The organism is Vibrio sp. KUL78, from assembly GCF_059725505.1.
On sequence record NZ_AP045837.1, the window covers coordinates 3302201 to 3321153 of the forward strand.

The 18953-nt window shown below is 44.5% G+C and carries 18 protein-coding genes; 2 read left to right on the forward strand and 16 right to left on the reverse strand.

Features of this window, described 5'->3' with window-relative positions; all coding sequences use genetic code 11:
* Positions 1-18 precede the first annotated feature (18 nt).
* The 16 genes from AC6I8Y_RS15340 to AC6I8Y_RS15415 all read right to left on the reverse strand — a co-directional run bounded on the left by AC6I8Y_RS15340 (position 19) and on the right by AC6I8Y_RS15415 (position 16932).
* Positions 19-570, reverse strand: a complete 552-nt coding sequence (locus AC6I8Y_RS15340) for a sugar transferase (RefSeq protein WP_498020459.1) — start codon at positions 568-570, stop codon at positions 19-21.
* Complete coding sequence (locus tag AC6I8Y_RS15345; protein ID WP_498020460.1) at positions 567-1475, reverse strand: NAD-dependent epimerase/dehydratase family protein; 909 nt, start codon at positions 1473-1475, stop codon at positions 567-569. The genes AC6I8Y_RS15340 and AC6I8Y_RS15345 overlap by 4 nt, the downstream gene beginning before the upstream one ends.
* A gap of 1 nt (position 1476) precedes the next feature.
* Positions 1477-2322: a glycosyltransferase gene (locus AC6I8Y_RS15350; RefSeq protein ID WP_498020461.1), complete on the reverse strand. Its 846-nt coding sequence runs from the start codon at positions 2320-2322 to the stop codon at positions 1477-1479.
* Positions 2312-4594 (reverse strand): NAD-dependent epimerase/dehydratase family protein, encoded by a 2283-nt coding sequence (locus tag AC6I8Y_RS15355; protein ID WP_498020462.1) that lies wholly within the window; start codon positions 4592-4594, stop codon positions 2312-2314. Before AC6I8Y_RS15355 ends, AC6I8Y_RS15350 begins: the two co-directional genes overlap by 11 nt.
* 1 nt (position 4595) lies before the next feature.
* Positions 4596-5705, reverse strand: a complete 1110-nt coding sequence (locus AC6I8Y_RS15360; RefSeq protein WP_498020463.1) for a glycosyltransferase — start codon at positions 5703-5705, stop codon at positions 4596-4598.
* A complete protein-coding gene (locus AC6I8Y_RS15365) occupies positions 5698-6879 on the reverse strand; it encodes a capsular polysaccharide export protein, LipB/KpsS family (protein WP_498020464.1) in 1182 nt (393 codons plus the stop codon). The genes AC6I8Y_RS15360 and AC6I8Y_RS15365 overlap by 8 nt, the downstream gene beginning before the upstream one ends.
* A 113-nt stretch (positions 6880-6992) precedes the next feature.
* The gene (locus tag AC6I8Y_RS15370) at positions 6993-8219 is read right to left on the reverse strand and encodes a lipopolysaccharide biosynthesis protein (RefSeq protein ID WP_498020465.1); all 1227 of its coding nucleotides are present in this window, start codon (positions 8217-8219) and stop codon (positions 6993-6995) included.
* Between the two features lie 20 nt (positions 8220-8239).
* Positions 8240-8911, reverse strand: a complete 672-nt coding sequence (locus AC6I8Y_RS15375; RefSeq protein WP_498020466.1) for a PIG-L deacetylase family protein — start codon at positions 8909-8911, stop codon at positions 8240-8242.
* Positions 8901-9956: a pseudaminic acid synthase gene (gene pseI, locus AC6I8Y_RS15380; protein ID WP_498020467.1), complete on the reverse strand. Its 1056-nt coding sequence runs from the start codon at positions 9954-9956 to the stop codon at positions 8901-8903. Before pseI ends, AC6I8Y_RS15375 begins: the two co-directional genes overlap by 11 nt.
* 1 nt (position 9957) lies before the next feature.
* Positions 9958-10653, reverse strand: a complete 696-nt coding sequence (locus AC6I8Y_RS15385; protein WP_498020468.1) for a formyl transferase — start codon at positions 10651-10653, stop codon at positions 9958-9960.
* Positions 10640-11293, reverse strand: coding sequence for a formyltransferase family protein (locus tag AC6I8Y_RS15390; protein WP_498020469.1), 654 nt, complete (start codon positions 11291-11293; stop codon positions 10640-10642). The genes AC6I8Y_RS15385 and AC6I8Y_RS15390 overlap by 14 nt, the downstream gene beginning before the upstream one ends.
* The gene (gene pseG / locus AC6I8Y_RS15395; protein WP_498020470.1) at positions 11290-12378 is read right to left on the reverse strand and encodes a UDP-2,4-diacetamido-2,4,6-trideoxy-beta-L-altropyranose hydrolase; all 1089 of its coding nucleotides are present in this window, start codon (positions 12376-12378) and stop codon (positions 11290-11292) included. The genes AC6I8Y_RS15390 and pseG overlap by 4 nt, the downstream gene beginning before the upstream one ends.
* Positions 12375-13067 (reverse strand): pseudaminic acid cytidylyltransferase, encoded by a 693-nt coding sequence (gene pseF / locus AC6I8Y_RS15400; protein ID WP_498021528.1) that lies wholly within the window; start codon positions 13065-13067, stop codon positions 12375-12377. The genes pseG and pseF overlap by 4 nt, the downstream gene beginning before the upstream one ends.
* Positions 13067-14242: a UDP-4-amino-4,6-dideoxy-N-acetyl-beta-L-altrosamine transaminase gene (pseC, locus tag AC6I8Y_RS15405; protein ID WP_498020471.1), complete on the reverse strand. Its 1176-nt coding sequence runs from the start codon at positions 14240-14242 to the stop codon at positions 13067-13069. Before pseC ends, pseF begins: the two co-directional genes overlap by 1 nt.
* On the reverse strand, positions 14239-15252 hold the full coding sequence (gene pseB / locus AC6I8Y_RS15410) for a UDP-N-acetylglucosamine 4,6-dehydratase (inverting) (protein ID WP_498020472.1): 1014 nt from the start codon (positions 15250-15252) through the stop codon (positions 14239-14241). The genes pseC and pseB overlap by 4 nt, the downstream gene beginning before the upstream one ends.
* A 327-nt stretch (positions 15253-15579) precedes the next feature.
* Positions 15580-16932 (reverse strand): MBL fold metallo-hydrolase, encoded by a 1353-nt coding sequence (locus AC6I8Y_RS15415; protein ID WP_498020473.1) that lies wholly within the window; start codon positions 16930-16932, stop codon positions 15580-15582.
* 334 nt (positions 16933-17266) lie between these two features.
* On the opposite strand from AC6I8Y_RS15415, the gene AC6I8Y_RS15420 reads away from it, so the two are divergent.
* Positions 17267-17491, forward strand: a complete 225-nt coding sequence (locus tag AC6I8Y_RS15420; protein WP_042477068.1) for a hypothetical protein — start codon at positions 17267-17269, stop codon at positions 17489-17491.
* A 330-nt stretch (positions 17492-17821) separates the two neighbouring features.
* Complete coding sequence (gene wecA, locus AC6I8Y_RS15425; RefSeq protein WP_498020474.1) at positions 17822-18913, forward strand: UDP-N-acetylglucosamine--undecaprenyl-phosphate N-acetylglucosaminephosphotransferase; 1092 nt, start codon at positions 17822-17824, stop codon at positions 18911-18913.
* The last annotated feature ends 40 nt before the right edge of the window (positions 18914-18953 follow it).

Here is an 18953-nt window from a genome sequence, read left to right on the forward strand (position 1 = left end):
TTAATTCGAAAACGCTGACTATTTTGAAACGCGATCACCAGCACCTTTGCCGGTTGCAGTAGCAATTATATAGCGGAAATAGAGCGATACTGTAAGCGTGTCGATCATTTCTTTGTCAGTCTTAGCGAGTTTTTCAGGTGTCGACATGTCTATGTGATTAATCTGTGCCAAACCAGTAACACCAGGGAGCACCTCATAAATCCCCAGACGTTCTCGCACCTCGATAAGCTCTGTTTGGTTAAACAGATTAGGACGTGGTCCAACGAGACTCATATCACCTTTGAGAACATTAAGCAGTTGAGGGAGTTCATCCAACTTAGTCTTTCTTAAGAATGCCCCCAGTTTAGTGATTGAGCTTCGACTGGCTAGGTGGCTCGCTACCGACTCTGTATCTACGGACATAGTTCGAAACTTGATGAGGTTAAATGGTTTTTTGTTGCGGCCTACTCGCTCCTGAATAAAAACAGGAGAGCCCGTATCAAACAGACCTATTATGGTCACAATAAGCAACACTGGCCAAAGTAAAGCCAGTCCAATAAAAGCAATTAAGAAGTCTAAAAGTCGAATCATTCTCTAATCTCATTAAGTTTGGCCATACTCTGTGCCATTGACCACGGCGCATGCCATCCAAGAGTTGATGTCAAAGACGAGGCATCAACCTGCATATCACCAAAAAGCTGCTCTATCGTTGCAGACTTACCGGTTAGCTTCCCTAACAAACGAAATAACGACACTGGAATAGGCAGTTGCAGCACTTTCTTGTTCAGCCCTTTAGCGATTGCATCTGTAAATTGACGTGTTGATACCGTTTCACTCTCAGCCGCCAAAATTATCTGGTTCGCAACTTTTTCATTAGTGGTACAGAACGCTAATAAGTCAGCAAGGTTATACACCGAAATAAAGTCGCGCTTATTTGTTGCACAGCCAAACGGTAAAATTGGGAATTTTGCCACTAAAGACTTTAACAAATTAAAATTACCCGGAGCCTCAGCGCCATAGACTAACGTTGGCCTGACAATAACCACTTCTAGACCCGTTTCCTTTGCTATCTCAAACAGAGCTTGCTCAGCTTCATACTTTGAACGAGCATAATCGTTGTGCGGATTGCACTTAGAGTTTGGATTCAGTGGAACACCTGTCGTAGCGACACCATTAACCCCGATAGAACTAACAAAAACAAAACGCTTAACCCCAGCAAGAGCAGCATCACGGGCGAGTTTAATCGTTCCGTCTCTGTTGACCTCGTAAAACTCGTTTATATCACTGGCTTTATTGTGCGCCAATCCCGCTAAATGGATGATGGCCTCACACCCCTTCAGATTTGGTAACCAGTTTGTTTCTGAGCTCAAATTCGCAACAACGGCATCTTGCATACTCGACTGAGGTGAACGCACGACATAGCGAAAGTCCAACTTCTCCTGAGCAACAAGTTCACGACCGATAAAGCCCGTCGCTCCTGTTAGTAAAACTTTCACTCTACCTCCGACTAAAACGATAGATAAATGACAAAATTGATTTTGGCATAACTCTAGGTGTCGCACGCTGAATAAAGATAAGCAGTGCTGGAATCCAACCGACAAGACCAAGTTTCACTTTGTTTACCGTCATTTCCCATTCACTTTTTATATATATCCACCCAGCTCGACGTAGAATCATTTCTCGCCCAGTACGAGCATCTACCAAACAGTCGTCAACATTCATACCATTATAACCATTCGCAATAACTCTAGACCATAGGTACCAGTCCTCCATAAAAGGTAGGTGCTTGTAGCCCCCAACACTTTGGATTACACGTTTACTGTAAATCACAGTCATATGGTTAAAGGGGTTCTTCTTTGGCACTGTTGAGCGAATATGTGACATTGAGAGAGGAACTCGACGGTGACTAATGGTCTCCAATGACTCAGCTTCAACCTCTCTTATCGCAGAGCCTAAAATAGCAAGCTCTGGCTGCGCCTTCATAATCGACACTTGCTGGGCAAATCGAGTGGAGACACACAAATCATCCGTATCCATACGCGCAACGATGTCATATTGGCATTGCTCTAAACCGTAATTAAGCGCGCGCCCAAGGCCTACGTTTTCTTTCAGTGGGTACACATTAAGCGGAAGCTCATTCTTCCACTTAGTTACAACCTCCTCAAGAGCATCGCCAATCGGACCATCAATAACCAAGACAATTTCCGTAGCGGGCAGTGTCTGATTGAAGAGGCTTTCGAAACATTCATCCAAGTAGTGAGGAGACTCTTTATGATACAAGGACATCAGCACCGAAAAACCATCCCCTCTATCATTTCGATGCTTACTATCGTTACAACTCATTCTTAATTTCATCTGCAAGGTAAAGTGACAGCGCGGCGATTTCTACACCTGTATTTGTGTAGCTATGCTCACTAAATACAGAAGGCGAACAAATATGAACATTTCCAATATTTGGCAGCGAAAGCGCTTCGTCCAATGAAGAGAGATGTTCTCGTAAACTACCCGAGAAATGAGCTGCCGACCAAAGCCATGGGGCTGTTAGCTTTCTCTCCACGTTTACAGACTCGGTATACGGAGTCAGCTTTTCTACAACTTGAGCTAAATGCTGCCTAAACACATCGAGTTCATCCTCAGAGATAAGCAGACTTGCTTCTTTGTCATTAACAACATTGGTTGACTCTCTTTGCTCAAAAACAGCCATCAACGTATAGGTTGATTTACTTAACTGCCAACCAAAGAGGTGATTAAGGATCACAGCCACCACATCTGGATCAAACATCTTCAAACTGAACATTTGTTTAATCCGATTGAGCCCTGACGATGCACCCAGTTTAGACTTGTAGCGATAGAGAGAGAGCTCATTTTTCATTGAAAATGCAGAACCGACATAGAAGATGGCGCTATGCTCGCCTACCTTGGTCGTAAAGCCCGATTTAAAGTATCCGTGCTTCAAAGGAGCGGTACATAGCCTTGCGAAAGCGTCTCTATATTCCGGCTTAACTTTAATCTTCCCAATAAAACCCATCGGGTGATCGATAAAACTTGTAGACGTTTTCACAGGCAGCTTGAGCGAGTCAATCACTCCGTTAGTACCTAGCCCGCCAGCAGTGATGACTACACGATCTGCCTCTAGCTCGAACGTCGTGCCCTCTGAATCAAATTTGATGCGCTCAATAGGTCCGCTATCCGATTGAATAGATTCAAGATTGCGCACAAGGCCATAAAACTCGACACGACTATCAAGCTTAATAACTCGTCGATGATTGGGATAATATATTGCATCTAAATCCGGTAACTCTGAGGAAGACAGTGCTTGCTGCTTTGCAGAATTTAAATCATTCGATTCATCATAACCAAGCGCCTTTGCTGCCTTGTCCAGATAAGGCTCAGTTCTAGCTAGAAGCTTCAGCATTTCGGGGTCGCTAATATTAGAGCGCTCAAACGCAATCAAGCCATTATGCCAAAGATGACTTGTTCCTCCTTTGCCATAGCAATAAGTAGGAACAGAAGAAAGCGACTCCTCACGCTGATGATCATAGGCAAAGCCGCTTCTAGGCCCTTTATCTAACATAATGACGCGGTGTGTCTCGACTAGATTATTTGCCAGTACGTTGCCCGCAATGCCTGAGCCAATAACAATCACCGTTGGCTTTGACTGCTTTTCACAGGCTTGAGGCTCTGGCATATCTACACCAGAAACCAGTGTGGATAATTTTGATGTTTCGACTCGGGAGTCTAACATCATCTCTGCACGAGCAGAGCCGTTGACATACATAGGGTCCGAAGAAGGAGAAGGTTCACCGCCAGAACCGCCACCGCCCCCTTTTCGAATAGAAAATAGAACCTTTACTAGCTTATTGAAAATGCTACCGAATGGCGTTTCATTCCAAGCTTTAAATATAAAGTTGATTTTCCCGCTGCGATGATATCGATTTGGGCAATCGTCATTGTGTTCATACTTCGCACCATAGTCCGATAGGACCTGTTCCCACGTTTTTTCTGGAGCTTGCGTGACGATGAATCGATTTACCTGTTGGCTGCCGAAACTCTTACATTGCAGCAGCTTATCAAGAGCTTCGCACAGATAACTAATGTGAACATAATTACAAGTTCTATTCTCAGCAGGCAAAATTACTTTTGAGTGTGCTAAACAACGTTGAATAAACTGCCCCCAGCTACCGCCACCCAATACAACCGTAGGCTGAATAATAGCCACATCAATTCTAGGGTTTTTACTCGCCAGAGTCTCAATAAGGTGGGATACCGCCAGTTTTTCTTGAGTATAAATATCACGCGATGGTGAGGGTGCAGTCTCTTCATTAACAGTCTTGTTATTGACTCTGTCATACTCAACGATAGAGCCTAAGAACACTAACTTACTGATACCATTCGCGACGGCATAATTGAAGCAAGATTCAATTATTTTGAAATTGTCTTGGTAACGGGGATCAAAAGCAAAGTTAACTAGCACATCATCATTAACACCGCGTTCAGTAGAAGCTCGGTGACTAGAAAACAGTGTATGACGAGACACTTCGACGATGTTATGTGCGGTGGAACGCTTATACCAACTACCGATAAAACCATTGACACCAGTAATATGAATTTTCACTTTACTTCTCTTCTATAAGTGGTTGATAAAAAGAATCGAATCTGGATTGCCAGCTGGCATCTTTGGCTATGCTTACTTGCTTCTCGCGATCGTAGGCAAGCTCTCGATAATTTCCCGACGAATCGACAATGGTTACAACATCTTCATAATCTTTAAAAGCAGGGAGGTTTGTAGCGATGACAGGTTTTGCACTTGCTAAACACTCCATAAACTTCGCAGGTACAATACCTTTGGTAAACTCATTGACCTCATAAGGCAAAACTAACACGTCGGCATTCACCAAGTACGCTGCCAGTTCCTTGTATGATACAGGTGGTATCAACTCTATTTTCTCTGAAAGTTTATCTGCGACGCTAACATCAACCTTTCCGATAACAGTCATCGTTTGACCGTCTCGTTCTGCCAAATTATTGAGCAAGTCTATATCGTTATCTTGGCGTAAATGCCCATAAAAATAGAAGGCGCTTGACTTACTAACTTCATCTCCGCGAAAGCAAGAGTGAAAATATTCAAAATCGACTCCAGGTGGCACTTGAATCGTATCCTGCCTGACTTTATTGTGCTTCGAATAGAGAAAATCGGAGTCAGCGATAACCACATCGGCGCTATGCAATAAATTGGTTTCAAGCTCTTTTGTCTTAGCCGTACGAGCTGGGTGGTAGTCATAATTTTGAACACAATCGTAGATAACCTTTACTTCCTGACAGTGTTTCTTGAGATAACTAACAATGTCTCGCGTCAAAATAGTCGGTTGATACAAATGGACGATTAGCGTTTCATTGCGTCCGGTATAGCGTTTGAAGCACTTAGGAATGAGTATATTCCTATTGATCCATTTAGCCCCGACAACACTTTCCGGTAAGAAAATCGGACTCGCTATTCGAACTAACGTAGAAGAGTTTTCACCCTCCTTTGCCGAAGAGCCACTGGCAGACGCAAGAAGCCTTTTGAGCACATAAGGTATTTCTGTCAATTTGGGCATGCGCATGCCGAACTTGTTAAAGTACGTCGTGTCATGTCCACGATGTGAGTATTCTGAAGCAAATATCTGATGTCTTTGCCACAAGTAATCCCAGTCAATCTCTGAAAGAAACAAAACTTTACTAGTCAAAATTTGAGCTTCCTCTTTGCAGATGACAGATTCTTCTATAACTATCAGACCACTCATTATAAGCATTTTCAGGGACGGAAACCTGAGTCAAACTCATAATATCTTCAGGAAGCGTCTCACCAATAACAAGCTGCTTTAGATAAGGTTTATTGCCTGGAAACGGGCCATTACCAAAGTACCCGATTGGCTTACGATACTTGAGCGCATCAAAGATCATCGTGCTATTAATTGACAATAATCCCAAGCAGTTCTTGTCTTCGAGAAGGTCTTTATTTGAATACTCATGGCTCAAGAACTCAATTCCTGCCCAATACTTATTCATGGTTCTCATTGCCTTAAACTCTTGTCCGACCGCTACCGGGTGAACCTTAGCCACAATCACAACATCCGTTGGCAGGCTTTTACGAAGAATTTTTAACAACTCATATTGATCGGGCATCCACCAGGCATTATAAGATGTTGATGCCTCGGGCCTAAAGTGGAGAGGAAAAACGAAGAACTTCTTGTTAGGCGCTGCAGTCTTCATCAACTTTTTCGCTCTGACTGCATTGACGACCTTCATCATTTTTAATCTAGCAAAGCACAAGTAAGACAAACTGACATCGGCAAGTTGAAACGAGTTTCTTCTGAACTTGAGCGACATTCGAAGCCTATTGAAACGCTCAGCGTTAAAGTACCCACTTATTACATGCTTATTGACGTTAGTTTTCATATAGTCAGGTACGGAGCTCTGTAGCTCCTCCTGAGTAACTTGCTCATCAATTGCAGCGTCTATCGCGGGATAAAATGGCTGTCCATCTTTGTGTATTTCGCAGTAGCCGCCTACTCGCGCTAACATGTAACCGCGGTAAGAAAAATCATCTAACTTGGCCAGTTCAGCAAATACATGACAGATGGTGGTCGTTGGCTGTTCATAGACAAAGGTCACTTGTTCTTGCCCAGCATATTGCTCAAGCAACCAGTCATAGCAATACCAAAAATAGCTTTCTAAATACTCTAAATCACTGCCTACCGTACCCCAGTACTCCCAACGATCGACATCTGAGCAAAATACAGTATATGGAATGCTTGACCTACCACTTACCCTAGGCAGACAGCTTCGATCAAACTCACCATCTAGTAAGCATTTATCGGGGAAACCTTGGTAGCTATCGGCAAATAAGGTTTTAGCCATATTGGACTCCCAAAGAATCTCAACATGTTTACCTGCAGCTACTAAAGCATCGATCTCTGAATCGATGATTCTTTTCCACTCCGGGCTGTGGTTCAAAAAGAAAATATACCTCATTAGTGAGCCTCCCTCTTAATATCAATACAAATCCCAACCACTGCATGTAATCGTACCAAGAGAGCAAATACAACAGAAATTAGAAGACCTAAAACAATAGAAACTAGACCATCTTGGCCCATATGAACCAAAAAGGTGCTTGCTAATAAAAAAACAGCCAGACGCGATATATCTATCATTAAGTTAGCTTTGTCTTTTTCACGAGCATAAACAACTGTGTTCATTAGAGTCACCAGCGACTGAAGGCTAAATACCAACCATAACAGCCAAAAGTTGGACTGGTATTCCAGATACTCTACTTTATCAATAAACACAAAAATGTAGTCTATCAATATAAAACTGCCCAATGATAGAACTAGCACAACGAGAAACACCTTCTTAATTATAAGATTCATGCATTTCATCAAGCTGTTATAATCACCATCTTGCACTGCTTTGATTAGCCGTGGGTAGTAAATTTCGAGCACACCCGTATCTATAAATGATGCTAATGAGCTTGCAATTCCCAAGTAGATAGCATAAACAGCAACAATCTCTAAGCCTGAGTAATACTCAATTAAGTAACGATCCAGAAAGTATGTACTTCTCGTCGCCATCGTAGCTAAAAATATCAATACAGTTGCTTGTGCGCCACGAACAAACCATTCTTTTGAACACATATTCCTGATGCCATGCCACCAGTCAATTTCACGAAGAAATAATATAGACACAACCAAAGAAAACACGTTGCATAGCGCCCATACATGAATAACAGTGTCGAATGTGACATTGCTATTCATAAACATGAGCATTACACAAATCATGGACCAACTCACTCCTCTTAAAAAGAGAAGAAAATTAGATTGAATATATTTACCTAAAATAACTTTGAGGCGAGATACTTCTTGGATCAAGTGTTCCGTTATCAGAATTATAGAGAAGTAAGCCACATTGACATCAATAGCTTCCACCCATGCAGTAATTGATATGAATACTAACAGTGAAAGGGCATATAGTGCGCACTGACTAACAAACACACTACTAATGTCTGTACCTTTTAACACCTCTCTATGCGCGTATCGGTAAAACTCCAAGCCCGCAGCAAACATCATATAACTAACCGTTGCGGAAAAAATGACATAGCTACCCATGTCTTGATTAGTTAAATACTTTGCAGCGATGATCAAAAACAGAAATCGAGCACCTAATAAAGCCGCTCTTAATCCGATATTAAATATAGTATTCATGCGCGCTAAAGATAACTTAATTACGAAACAATTCTCTCAACATAAAAAGCCTCTGCCATGGGAAGCCCGTGACAAGCACCTCTGATGCATGCCAATGCGTTGACAGACTCAATGCTACGACTATGTGGAGCAGCTCTCATTTCCTCTTTGTAGCAAGCCAATGCCGCTAGTTTACGATCCCACTGTTTCGTGATATCCACGATTTTTTGTGGCAGGAAAGCAGGAGCCGATTTGGAGTTCCACTCTGTTGCAGACAACACTTCAAAACAATAGATCTCCTTTACACTGCACCACGCTTGCGGGCGACAGGCGGTCATCACTGCTTTATGTGTGATCTGATGATCCACATTTAGATCACCAGAAAAATGCGTGTACACAATGTTTGGAGATACTTCTGAAACTACTGCTTCAATTTGCTTTGTCACCGATAGCAATGGAACACTGTCCATTTGGTTATCAGGAAAGTCAAACCTATACGCTTTTTTGACACCTAGCAGAGACAATGCTTTGTCCGATGCAGTATGACGCTCATCACTTCCGTCACTACTGCCGCGCGCACCTACGCCATCAGTCATGAAGACGACAAATACGTCGTCTCCATTATCAACGTGCTTAGCAATGGTACCAGCACATCCTAGCGCTTCATCATCAGAGTGCGCTGCAACAACCAGTACCGTGTTTTTATTCGCCACGTTCTATGTTCTCCCAAGAGGTCGCGTCACCAAAATCAACATCCACTTTGACCGATTTTCCGATTAGCTCCTCAAAGAACTTCGGTGGCAGCCCATACCCAGGGCGTACTCTACGGATATGCTCTCGCGTAATCTGTTCACCCGCTTTCAACGGTTTTACGAAGTAAATGGAACGTCGAAACTTCATACTTGCTTCTTCAACCGGCTTACGCTCGTAGCCTGCTTTACCAATTGCTTTCCAAGCAGATTCGGTATCCAAGCACAAGGTCTTCAGTTCTTCAGGCTCAAGAGAGAACTCAGAATCAGGACCTTTATCTTCACGGCTAAGGGTGACATGCTTTTCAATTAGGCTTGCTCCCATGACAATCGACGCAACAGAAACGGCTGTTCCTAGTGTGTGGTCAGACAGTCCAACAACACAATCAAATTCTTTAGCGATATCTGGAATGGTCGCAAGGTTGGCTTGATCAACGGGTGACGGGTATCCACTAATACAATGCAAAACAACCAACTCTTGACACCCATTATCTCGTGCCGTGCTCACTGCCTCAGCGATCTCTTCGTAGTTTGCCATACCAGTAGACATAATCATTGGCTTACCCGTCTGAGCAACGCGCTTGATTAACGGCAGGTCAGTCAGCTCAAATGAAGCAATCTTATAGGCGGGTGCATCGAGCTCTTCAAGTAAATCAACAGCTGTTTCATCAAATGGCGTGGAGAAAACAGTGATCCCCACTTCTCTCGCTTTCTCAAACATAGCTTTGTGCCACTCGAAAGGTGTATGCGCCCATTGATACAAGTCGTAGAGTTTATATCCATCCCAAAGGCCACCCTCGACCTGAAAGTCTGGTTTATCACAGTCGATGGTCATCGTATCCGGGGTGTAAGTTTGAAGCTTAATAGCGTCGGCACCGGCACGTTTCGCCATTTCTATCGTTTCAAACGCTCTATCGATCGAGCCATTATGGTTTGCAGATAACTCAGCAATGATGTAAGGCTTGCTGTTTGGGCCAATGGTGCGCCCTTCAATTTTAATTTCTTTCATATTATTTACTCAAATCACTCTTCACGATACTCACACGTGCGTGCAATTGGCCATGTTCATCTATCTCTGCTTGACTGAACTCTAAACGAAAATCACCATGCTCCAAAAACGCCATCGGATAGGTTTCGGCATCTAACATGCGAATATGGTCATATACGTTGGTAATATCCCCTTCACTTGGCAGTACACTCTGCTCCGGCGTTCGTCTTTTAAACAAGGTTACTTCACCTTCTTGCTCTTTCGGCTCAGGCTCATCAGTGGCAATATCTCGGGCCAGCTCAAACATTAACGGTGCCATTCGATGGAAAATGTCTTGTGCCGTCCCCTCTAGCGAAAGCGGAAGTTTACGATAAACAGGGCCAGCATCTAACTCACTTACCATCCTAAGTGCACTAAGTTTGGTTTCAGTGTGGCCTCTTACAATCAGGTTTTGTAAAGGACTGCCACCTCGCCCATAAGGAACATCGGCCATGTGGAAACAGACACACTCCCATCGTTCAAGTACTGCACTTGGTACAATCCAACTCCAATGAGGGAAGAAGATATAACGTGGGTTTAACTTCTCGAGTAATTCTAATGTCAGCTCAGTATGATCGGTAACCAAATGCCAGTTACCAGGAAGCGTATCTTTCACTTTTTGGAACTGTTCGATGTTCCAAGGTTTTATGGTGGCGACAAGGTAATTATTCGACGTCATATTCTGAAATCTCGAGTTTGTATGTTTTCCCACGATGGTGAAAAAACGCAGGAAAATTATCATTATCAACAGTACGTAATAGATCAAACTGTTGCTCTAGCGTTTTCTCAATCGACAACTCACTATCGCGAGGAGTACGTCGGGCGTAAAAAGATTCCACGCCACGCTGTTTGATAGGCGTAATACTCTGAGAGTCATTTAGAAACTTGATGCACAGCGCGAGTGTGGCTTGTCCTTGTTTAGCTCTCCACTCATGGTATAACTCATTTCCAGTAAGTGAAAAGCTGTCTTGAAGCCAAATATCACCGCTGTCTGCAGCTTCTGATGCTTCTATCAAACAAATGGGGATATCATGTTTCCCTTCAAGGATCTGCCATGCCACCGGTGCAAAGCCTTTACCTTCTGGTAAGGCACTTTCATGCACGACGAGATTTAGCGCACTTTTTTTCAGATTTTCCGGACTCACCAATTGAGTACAGCCAATAAAAAAACTGACGTCACTTTGAACCAACTGATGCTGATTGCGTGCAAAAGTTACGCCCAGTCCCATCTCTTTGCAAGTCGTCACCAACTGTTCTGCATACGGGAGTATCCACGAGTCATTATCAACCAATACATTGACTGTGTTTATGTTCTTCATTGCGTTAAAACTCCTACCACGCGTTGAGTGCCGAGCCCATCACTCACTTTAAAACAGCTTGCGACCATTTTACTGTATGTGTTCGTATCAAAAGTCTGATGTAACTGCGCTTTGATGATGTCTGGCTGATCAAAGAGTTCAAAAACAGAAACCGCACCAAATTGGTTGAGCATCGACAAGATAGTCTTTTGATTGCTCGCAAAAGCAACCAGTATGCTTGGAAGACCCATTGCGCAACGCTCCCAAGACGCCGTCCCCGCTGCGCCAAAGCACACGTCATGCTCAAGCATTAGCTCAGCAACGTTAGACACGCCAGAAAGGAGCTCTACGCGACTATCGGATCCAAATGCTTGCTTTATCGCCTCACGATGAGGGGCAGTAGGACCTAAAACAACGGTGATTTTTGAAATTGAAGATTCCGGCTGTATGGCATCTAACACCATCGCCGTCACATTAAGGTGATCAGTCCCCCCCATCATCACGAGGATACGCTTGGCAGTCTCATCAAAGCCCAAACGACGAACATCTCTAGCTTCAGAGCTTAATAAAGCAAACTCAGGCCTAAGCAAGGCAAATTGAGTGCCTAGCATTAATTGACAATGCTTGGGTACACGTAAGGAATAATCCGAATCTAAACGCATAAATGTCTGATCTAAAAGATAGTCACACTCGTGGTCTCTATCTGCTAAATCATCAATAACAAAAATCTTCGTTGTGTCAGAGTGCGCTTTAACTATCATGTGCCACACCCTGTCGATACCGTAATGATCGACAATCATCAAATCCGGAGCTTTCTCGAAATATTGCTGGCTCATTGCGATGGTTTGTTTTGCATCAGCTTGTTGAGAGCCTCCCAACCACTTTGAGTGATCGAGTGAACCCTCTTCGTCTTTGCCGTCGACAGGGAGAAGCAGTGCTGTAAACTCTTCATTTTCAAGATGACGAACAATGTTTCCATCATGATCTTTACAGACGAAGACAATCGTATGCCCTGCTGCTCTCAGCGCCTTAGCGAGTGTCAGACACCGCATTACATGACCTGTGCCGATTTCTATACCTGAATCAGCTCGAATAACAATATTCACTCAAATGCTCCCTGTGAGTGAAGCACATGGTACATCGCCTCCGCTCTAACCCAATCTTCAGGCGTATCTATGTCTTGCACAAAGTGTCTAGGTAGCACTATCGGAGAAGTGGTGCCCGAAAAAAGCGGGCTATCTTGCAGAAATGCTTGTGCCGTACCCCAATACACTTGTCCGGCATCGTGAAACATCTCTGGTAAATCTTGAGAACGTGTCATTCGATGTTCGGGTTCATTCAGCTCCAACATCTCTGCGTCGTTTACCCTGGCAGCTCGCTGAATAGGAAAAGGAAAGGACGTCACTGTCACGGCATAATCGCCGCCGCTTGTTTTCAAGGTGCTCAGTCCTCGATTAAGCGTTTTTGAGGTCACAAACGGCGCGGTTGCGTAGATACAACAAGCCTCACCATCAGAGATTTCGAGCCTACGCAACGCATCTGCAACCACCGCATTAGTCCCCGTGAAATCATCGGCTAGCTCCGGTGTTCGAATAAAAGGAACGTCAGCGCCATACTCTCGGGCAACGTCCGCGATCTCCTGGTCGTCAGTAGATACAACTACTCTATCAAAGCAACCTGCGCCCAACGCCGCTTCAATCGAGTACGCAATAATAGGCTTACCATGAAACAGTTTAATGTTCTTTCGAGGGATCCTTTTACTGCCACCTCGAGCTGGGATAACGGCTATTCTCATCATTGCTCCACTAAGATTTTCTTCAAGATCTGAACAACCTCATCTTGCTGTAGTTCGGTCATGGCATGGAACATAGGAAGGGAAATAGCTTCTTGGTAGTAACGCTCTGACTCTGGGTAGTCACCAAGTCGGTGACCTTTCGCTTGATAGTATGGCTGAGTATGCACCGGGATATAGTGTAAGTTCACACCAACTCCATTTGCGCGGAGTGCATCGAACACCTCGCGATGCGACAGCTTAATTTCATCGAGTTTTAATCTGATGACATATAGATGCAGACCCGAGTAGGTGTTCTCAAGTTGATGAGGAAGCACCACCGGCAAGCTAGCCAATTTTTCGTAGTAACGCGAAGCCAATCGATGGCGAGCAGCAACAAATTCATTGAGGCGCTGCATTTGTGTAACACCAAGCGCCGCTTGAAGCTCGGTCATACGATAGTTAAAACCAAGATCGACCTGCTGATAGTACCAACCTCCATGGCTTTCACCAACCATTTGCTCGGTATCACGCGTTATACCATGACTGCGCAGAAGCGCCATTTTATCGGCAAGCACTTTGTCGTTAGTCACAGCAGCACCGCCTTCGGCAGTCGTTACTATTTTTACGGGGTGGAAGCTAAATACCGTAATATCAGAGTAGAAGCAATTTCCAATCGGCTCATCATGGTATCGACCACCAATAGCATGCGAAGCGTCTTCAATAATCTTGAAGCCATACTCTTTAGCCAAAGTAGATATCGCTTTCATGTCACAAGGCTGACCGCACAGGTGAACAGGGACAACAACTTTAGGCAAAGTGCCATTTTCTTTCGCAGCAATCAGTTTTTGCTCTAGCTTGATCGGGCACATATTGTAAGTCGCAGGGTCAATGTCGACAAAATCGACCTTAGCACCACAGTACAAACCACAGTTGGCTGAGGCGACAAACGTCACTGGTGATGTCCATAACCAGTCCCCCTCACCCAGCCCTAACGCCAAGCATGCCACGTGCAGTGCAGATGTTGCACTATTCATTGCAAGCGCATAATTCGCTCCGGTGTGAGTCGTCAATGCTTTCTCAAACTCTGGTACTTTGGGTCCCTGAGTTAGAAAATCAGACTTAAGAACCTCAAGCACTGAGTCAATGTCTTGCTGGTCAATATCTTGTTTACCGTAAGGAATCACGTTCTTTCTCACACCGTAAAATTAGGGTCTACATGCTCGCGAACCAATTCACGCAAGCTTTCCACGCTTTCCCATTCAGTATTGGTACCTGAATTGTATTTAAAGCCAAATGGGACTTTTTGCGCTTTATGGTGGTTCAGGTACTCATCCTCTGTATAAGTGAATGATACTGATGGCAATATCGCGTAGTAGCGACCAAGATCGATCGTATTGAGAGAGTCGGTATCTGTGATCATCTCTTCATGCAGCTTTTCACCTGGACGAATACCGACAACCTCTGTCTTGCATTCTGGCGCTACCGCTTCTGCTACATCTAGAATTTTGTATGACGGAATCTTAGGAACAAAAATTTCACCGCCTAAATGATTCTCAAGCGCATACATCACCATGTTGACACCATCTTGAAGGGAGATATTAAAACGTGTCATCTCTTCGTGAGTGATCGGGAGAACCCCTTCTTCCTTCTTCTTCATGAAGAAAGGAATAACTGAGCCACGAGAGCCCATAACGTTTCCGTAGCGAACAACACTAAAACGAATATCTTTTGAACCTTTAATGTTGTTTGCAGCGGTAAACAGTTTATCTGAGGCGAGCTTTGTCGCACCATAAAGGTTGATTGGCGCACAAGCCTTATCGGTTGAAAGTGCAACGACATCTTTCACACCGCACTGAAGCGCTGCTTGAATCACATTCTCAGCCCCGTCAACGTTAGTACGGATGCATTCCGTAGGGTTATACTCAGCCGTATCTACTTGTTTAATTGCAGCAGCGTGAATGATGACGTCAACACCTTCACAAGCCTGGATCACTCTGTTCTGATCTCGAACATCGCCAATGAAAAAGCGTAATTGCGGGTAGTCTTTGTGTGGATACTGTTGCTTCAATTCAAACTGCTTTAGCTCATCACGAGAGAAAATAATAATTTTCTTTACATCCGCATAGCGTTCTAAAATAGTTTTTATAAATTGCTTACCAAACGACCCAGTGCCGCCAGTGATTAAAACTGTTTTATTATTTAGCATTCTTGTTGACCTGTATTAAAAGGTGTTCACGGTAGCGAGCTGATCCATGGAAACGAGTACCAATATGCATGGCATGCTCCGATAAATCAGCGCCACGTGGGGTACGTGAAAGTTTCTAAATACGCTACCGCCCTAGGTTTACGCTCCCAAAGGTCGGTTCGTCCCCCTCACTTTCCAGCCGCAGCTAATATCGTCGTTGTCGGTATGCTACGGACAGAAAAAACATTGTGGGATTGTACCTGAGTGAGAGGAATGACGCGACTGTTTCACCAAGCACTAAAGTGATGAGGTCTTTTCCCCTTCTCCCCCAAAGTATAGGTTTTGTCGTTAAGATATAACAGAGAGATCCGAACAAGCACGTTTTATACTCTCGGCAAGTTTTTCTTTGCTCTTGTTATCGCCGTGTATCAAGTGAACTTGCTTAAGCTGGCTTGAGCAACCTAAAACGAATGCGTGTAGGTCCATTTGATCGGCATGGGCCGAGTAGCCTGACATTGAATGAATTTTTGCGCTCACCTTCACGGTTTCACTATCAATCTCTATATGATGTTGACCGCTTTGAATCGCCCGCCCCAACGTCCCGCTCGCTTGATAGCCACAAAACACCACGTCCGTTCGCTCATCGGGTAGTAGTGCCTTTAGGTAATCGGTAATACGCCCGCCTTGGCACATTCCTGATGCTGCGATCACGATCGTAGGTTCACCGCTTGCAGCGAGGCGATTCACGATTCGCATATGGTCACGATGAGAATCGACAACCACGCATTGCTCAAAATTCAAGGGATGTCGACCACTTTGGACATGTTGCTTCGCCTCTTTAGTCCATAACTTCCGGTATTGCCGATACGCCTTAGTTACCTTGGCTGCCATTGGAGAATCGAGAATAATCGGTAAGCGACTGCTTACTTCATTATCGAACAGCAGCTGTTCGAAATCATAAAGCAGCTCCTGAGTTCTACCGACGCTGAAGGCTGGAATGATAATGGTGCCACCATCATTTAAGCTACGGTCAACAATCTTTCGTAAACGCTGGCTGCGAGTAGCGGGGCTTTCATGACGCTTATTGCCGTAAGTCGATTCCAAAAATAGGTAGTCCGCTCGCTGTGGCGGTTTTGGATCTGGCAACAAAGGCGTTTGAGCAGGACCGAGATCACCAGAAAACACCACAATCTCATTATTGGGCAGTTTGATCTCGACATACGCGCTCCCTAAGATATGCCCAGCATGTTGAAACCTGAGGTAAGTGAAATAGTCATGGCGAGTATCTTTCACCGGCACCCACTCTTGGTACCGAACCGGTCGTAAATGCCGAGTAATAAGCTCCAATATACGACCCCGCGCTGCAGCTTTAAGATTGAGCTGGAGTTTCAAGCCATCTTCTAGCATCAGAGGCACAAGATGCGCTGTCGCCTCGGTGCAGTAAATGGGACCGCGGAACCCTGCGGCAAATAACCATGGCAGGCGACCAATGTGGTCTATGTGGGTGTGAGTGAGCACTAACGCGCGCACAGAGCTCAATGAAAAACTGATATCCAGCCTCGAACCTAGTGCATCTGCACCTTGGAACAGACCGCAATCAATAAGAATCGAGCTGCCGTTAATACTAAGCTCATGACAAGAGCCAGTGACGGTATCTTTACCGCCGTGGTGAGTGACAAAGACACCCTCTGTTAATTCCATTTAAGTTATCCCCTTCCTCTAATTAAACGAGCTAGGATCTAAGGATTAGTACCGCCATCCAACACCGCATCTCTCATTTGAGAGTGACCATTCACTTCAATGTCATTTTTTCTGCAAGTCGCCATCACCGATGCACAACTGCTCACATATCGAATTATGCACCCGTAGACATTTGATTGTCATGATCATGAAAAACCCTTGTACAATAAGGGATCAAGACCGCACTTTTTATGTGGTCACGCTTCCATTTTGCACGCCACGATTAAATTGTTGCACGTACCCTGTCGTACTCTACTACTATTGATAGTAAGGGAATTAACAGAGGACACAGAGTATGGAACTCACTCTAAAATATGCTTTTTTTCGACATAAGAACCAAACAAAAGGACGTACTATTGAGTCCTTAGTGATAGCGCTCGCCATTCTCTCCATGACAGTGTTGGTCACGGCCAGTGAGCTATACATTATTTTACCTGCATTAATCGCCACATTTTTTTGCGTGGGCGCCTTCTGGTTTTTTAGACGTGCTGAAGAAATTCGCAGGTCGATGCCGCAGTAACCTGACAGTCATTCGTGATAATGATCACAATAAATAAAACTACGTGAGGTCTGCCCTCTGGACCTCACCACTCACCATAAGATTATTTTTCAACCAGTTAGCTTTGCTTTGCCAAAACTACCCTCTCAGCTCTGATTTGCAAATCTTCGGGTTCGTCTTAACCTAAATACAGGATTGGCGACCAGCACAAGACGCAATATAAACCTTGATTCATAAAAAATAACATAGTGAATATTGCCGACAGTGCACGAAGAAAAGACGTAAAAAATAACGCTTCCGCACAACAAACACTCTGGTCGCAATATTGCAGCACGGACAGTTGGATTCTATATGGCATGGCAAATGATCAGTGTGTTGGTGGGCACGTTTATAGCGTTGCTCGTCGCACATAAACTCGCCCCTCGACTCGGCTTGGTCGATACCCCAGATATTCGTAAACGTCACAAAGGACAGATACCACTGGTTGGTGGCCTCGCTATAGGATTCGCCCTTTGTAGCGCATTAGTGTTAATGCCCCAACTTATCCCCTACCAAACTCTATTTGTCTTGTCGGTCGCGGCACTAGTATTTCTTGGGGTGTTAGACGACCGTTATGACTTAAGCTGTCGCAGCCGGCTCATAGTACAAGCGACCATCGCCGTATCAATTGCCGTGTTTGCCGATGTTCAACTCGTGACCTTTGGCGATCTATTTGGGTTTGGTCACGTCATCTTCGATTGGCTAGCACTGCCACTGACGGTGGTTGCGGTCATTGGTGCCATCAATGCGTTTAATATGGTCGATGGTATTAACGGCCTATTAGGCAGCTTAGCCAGTATTACCCTTCTTGGGCTTAGTGTGCTGTTTGCACTTCAGGGCGATATGGCACATTTTCAGCTTTGTATGCTGCTACTCTGTGCAATAGGTCCTTACCTTGCGTTTAATCTTGGTTTACTTGGCAACAAGTATCGCCTGTTTATGGGCGATGCAGGAAGCATGATGATTGGATTTGTTGTGGTATGGCTACTGTTCACCCTGACACAAAAGCAAACACCACTGGTCACTATAGATGATATATCGGTTCGCCCAGTAACCGCTCTTTGGCTGATTGCCGTACCACTCATGGACATGGTGGCGATCATGGTAAGACGAGCTCGAAAAGGGCAATCCCCGATGACCCCTGACCGAGGTCATCTGCACCACATATTCCAACGCATCGGGTTTGACTCGAAACAGACACTGTTTATCATCTCGGCCATTGCGCTGTTCTTTGCCTCTGTGGGCGTGATTGGTGAAGTGTTGGATGTAACGGAATCGACGATGTTCTATCTATTCTTAGCGCTATTCGGTTGCTATTACTGGATTTTGACTAAGATTTTTCGCTTCACTGCCTATATTCGTTTGGTAAGAAGAAGCCAACCTCAAGAAGTATCGGCGGGGTGAGCTCTTTACCCTTCTTTATGTGAGCATGATTGCACACACT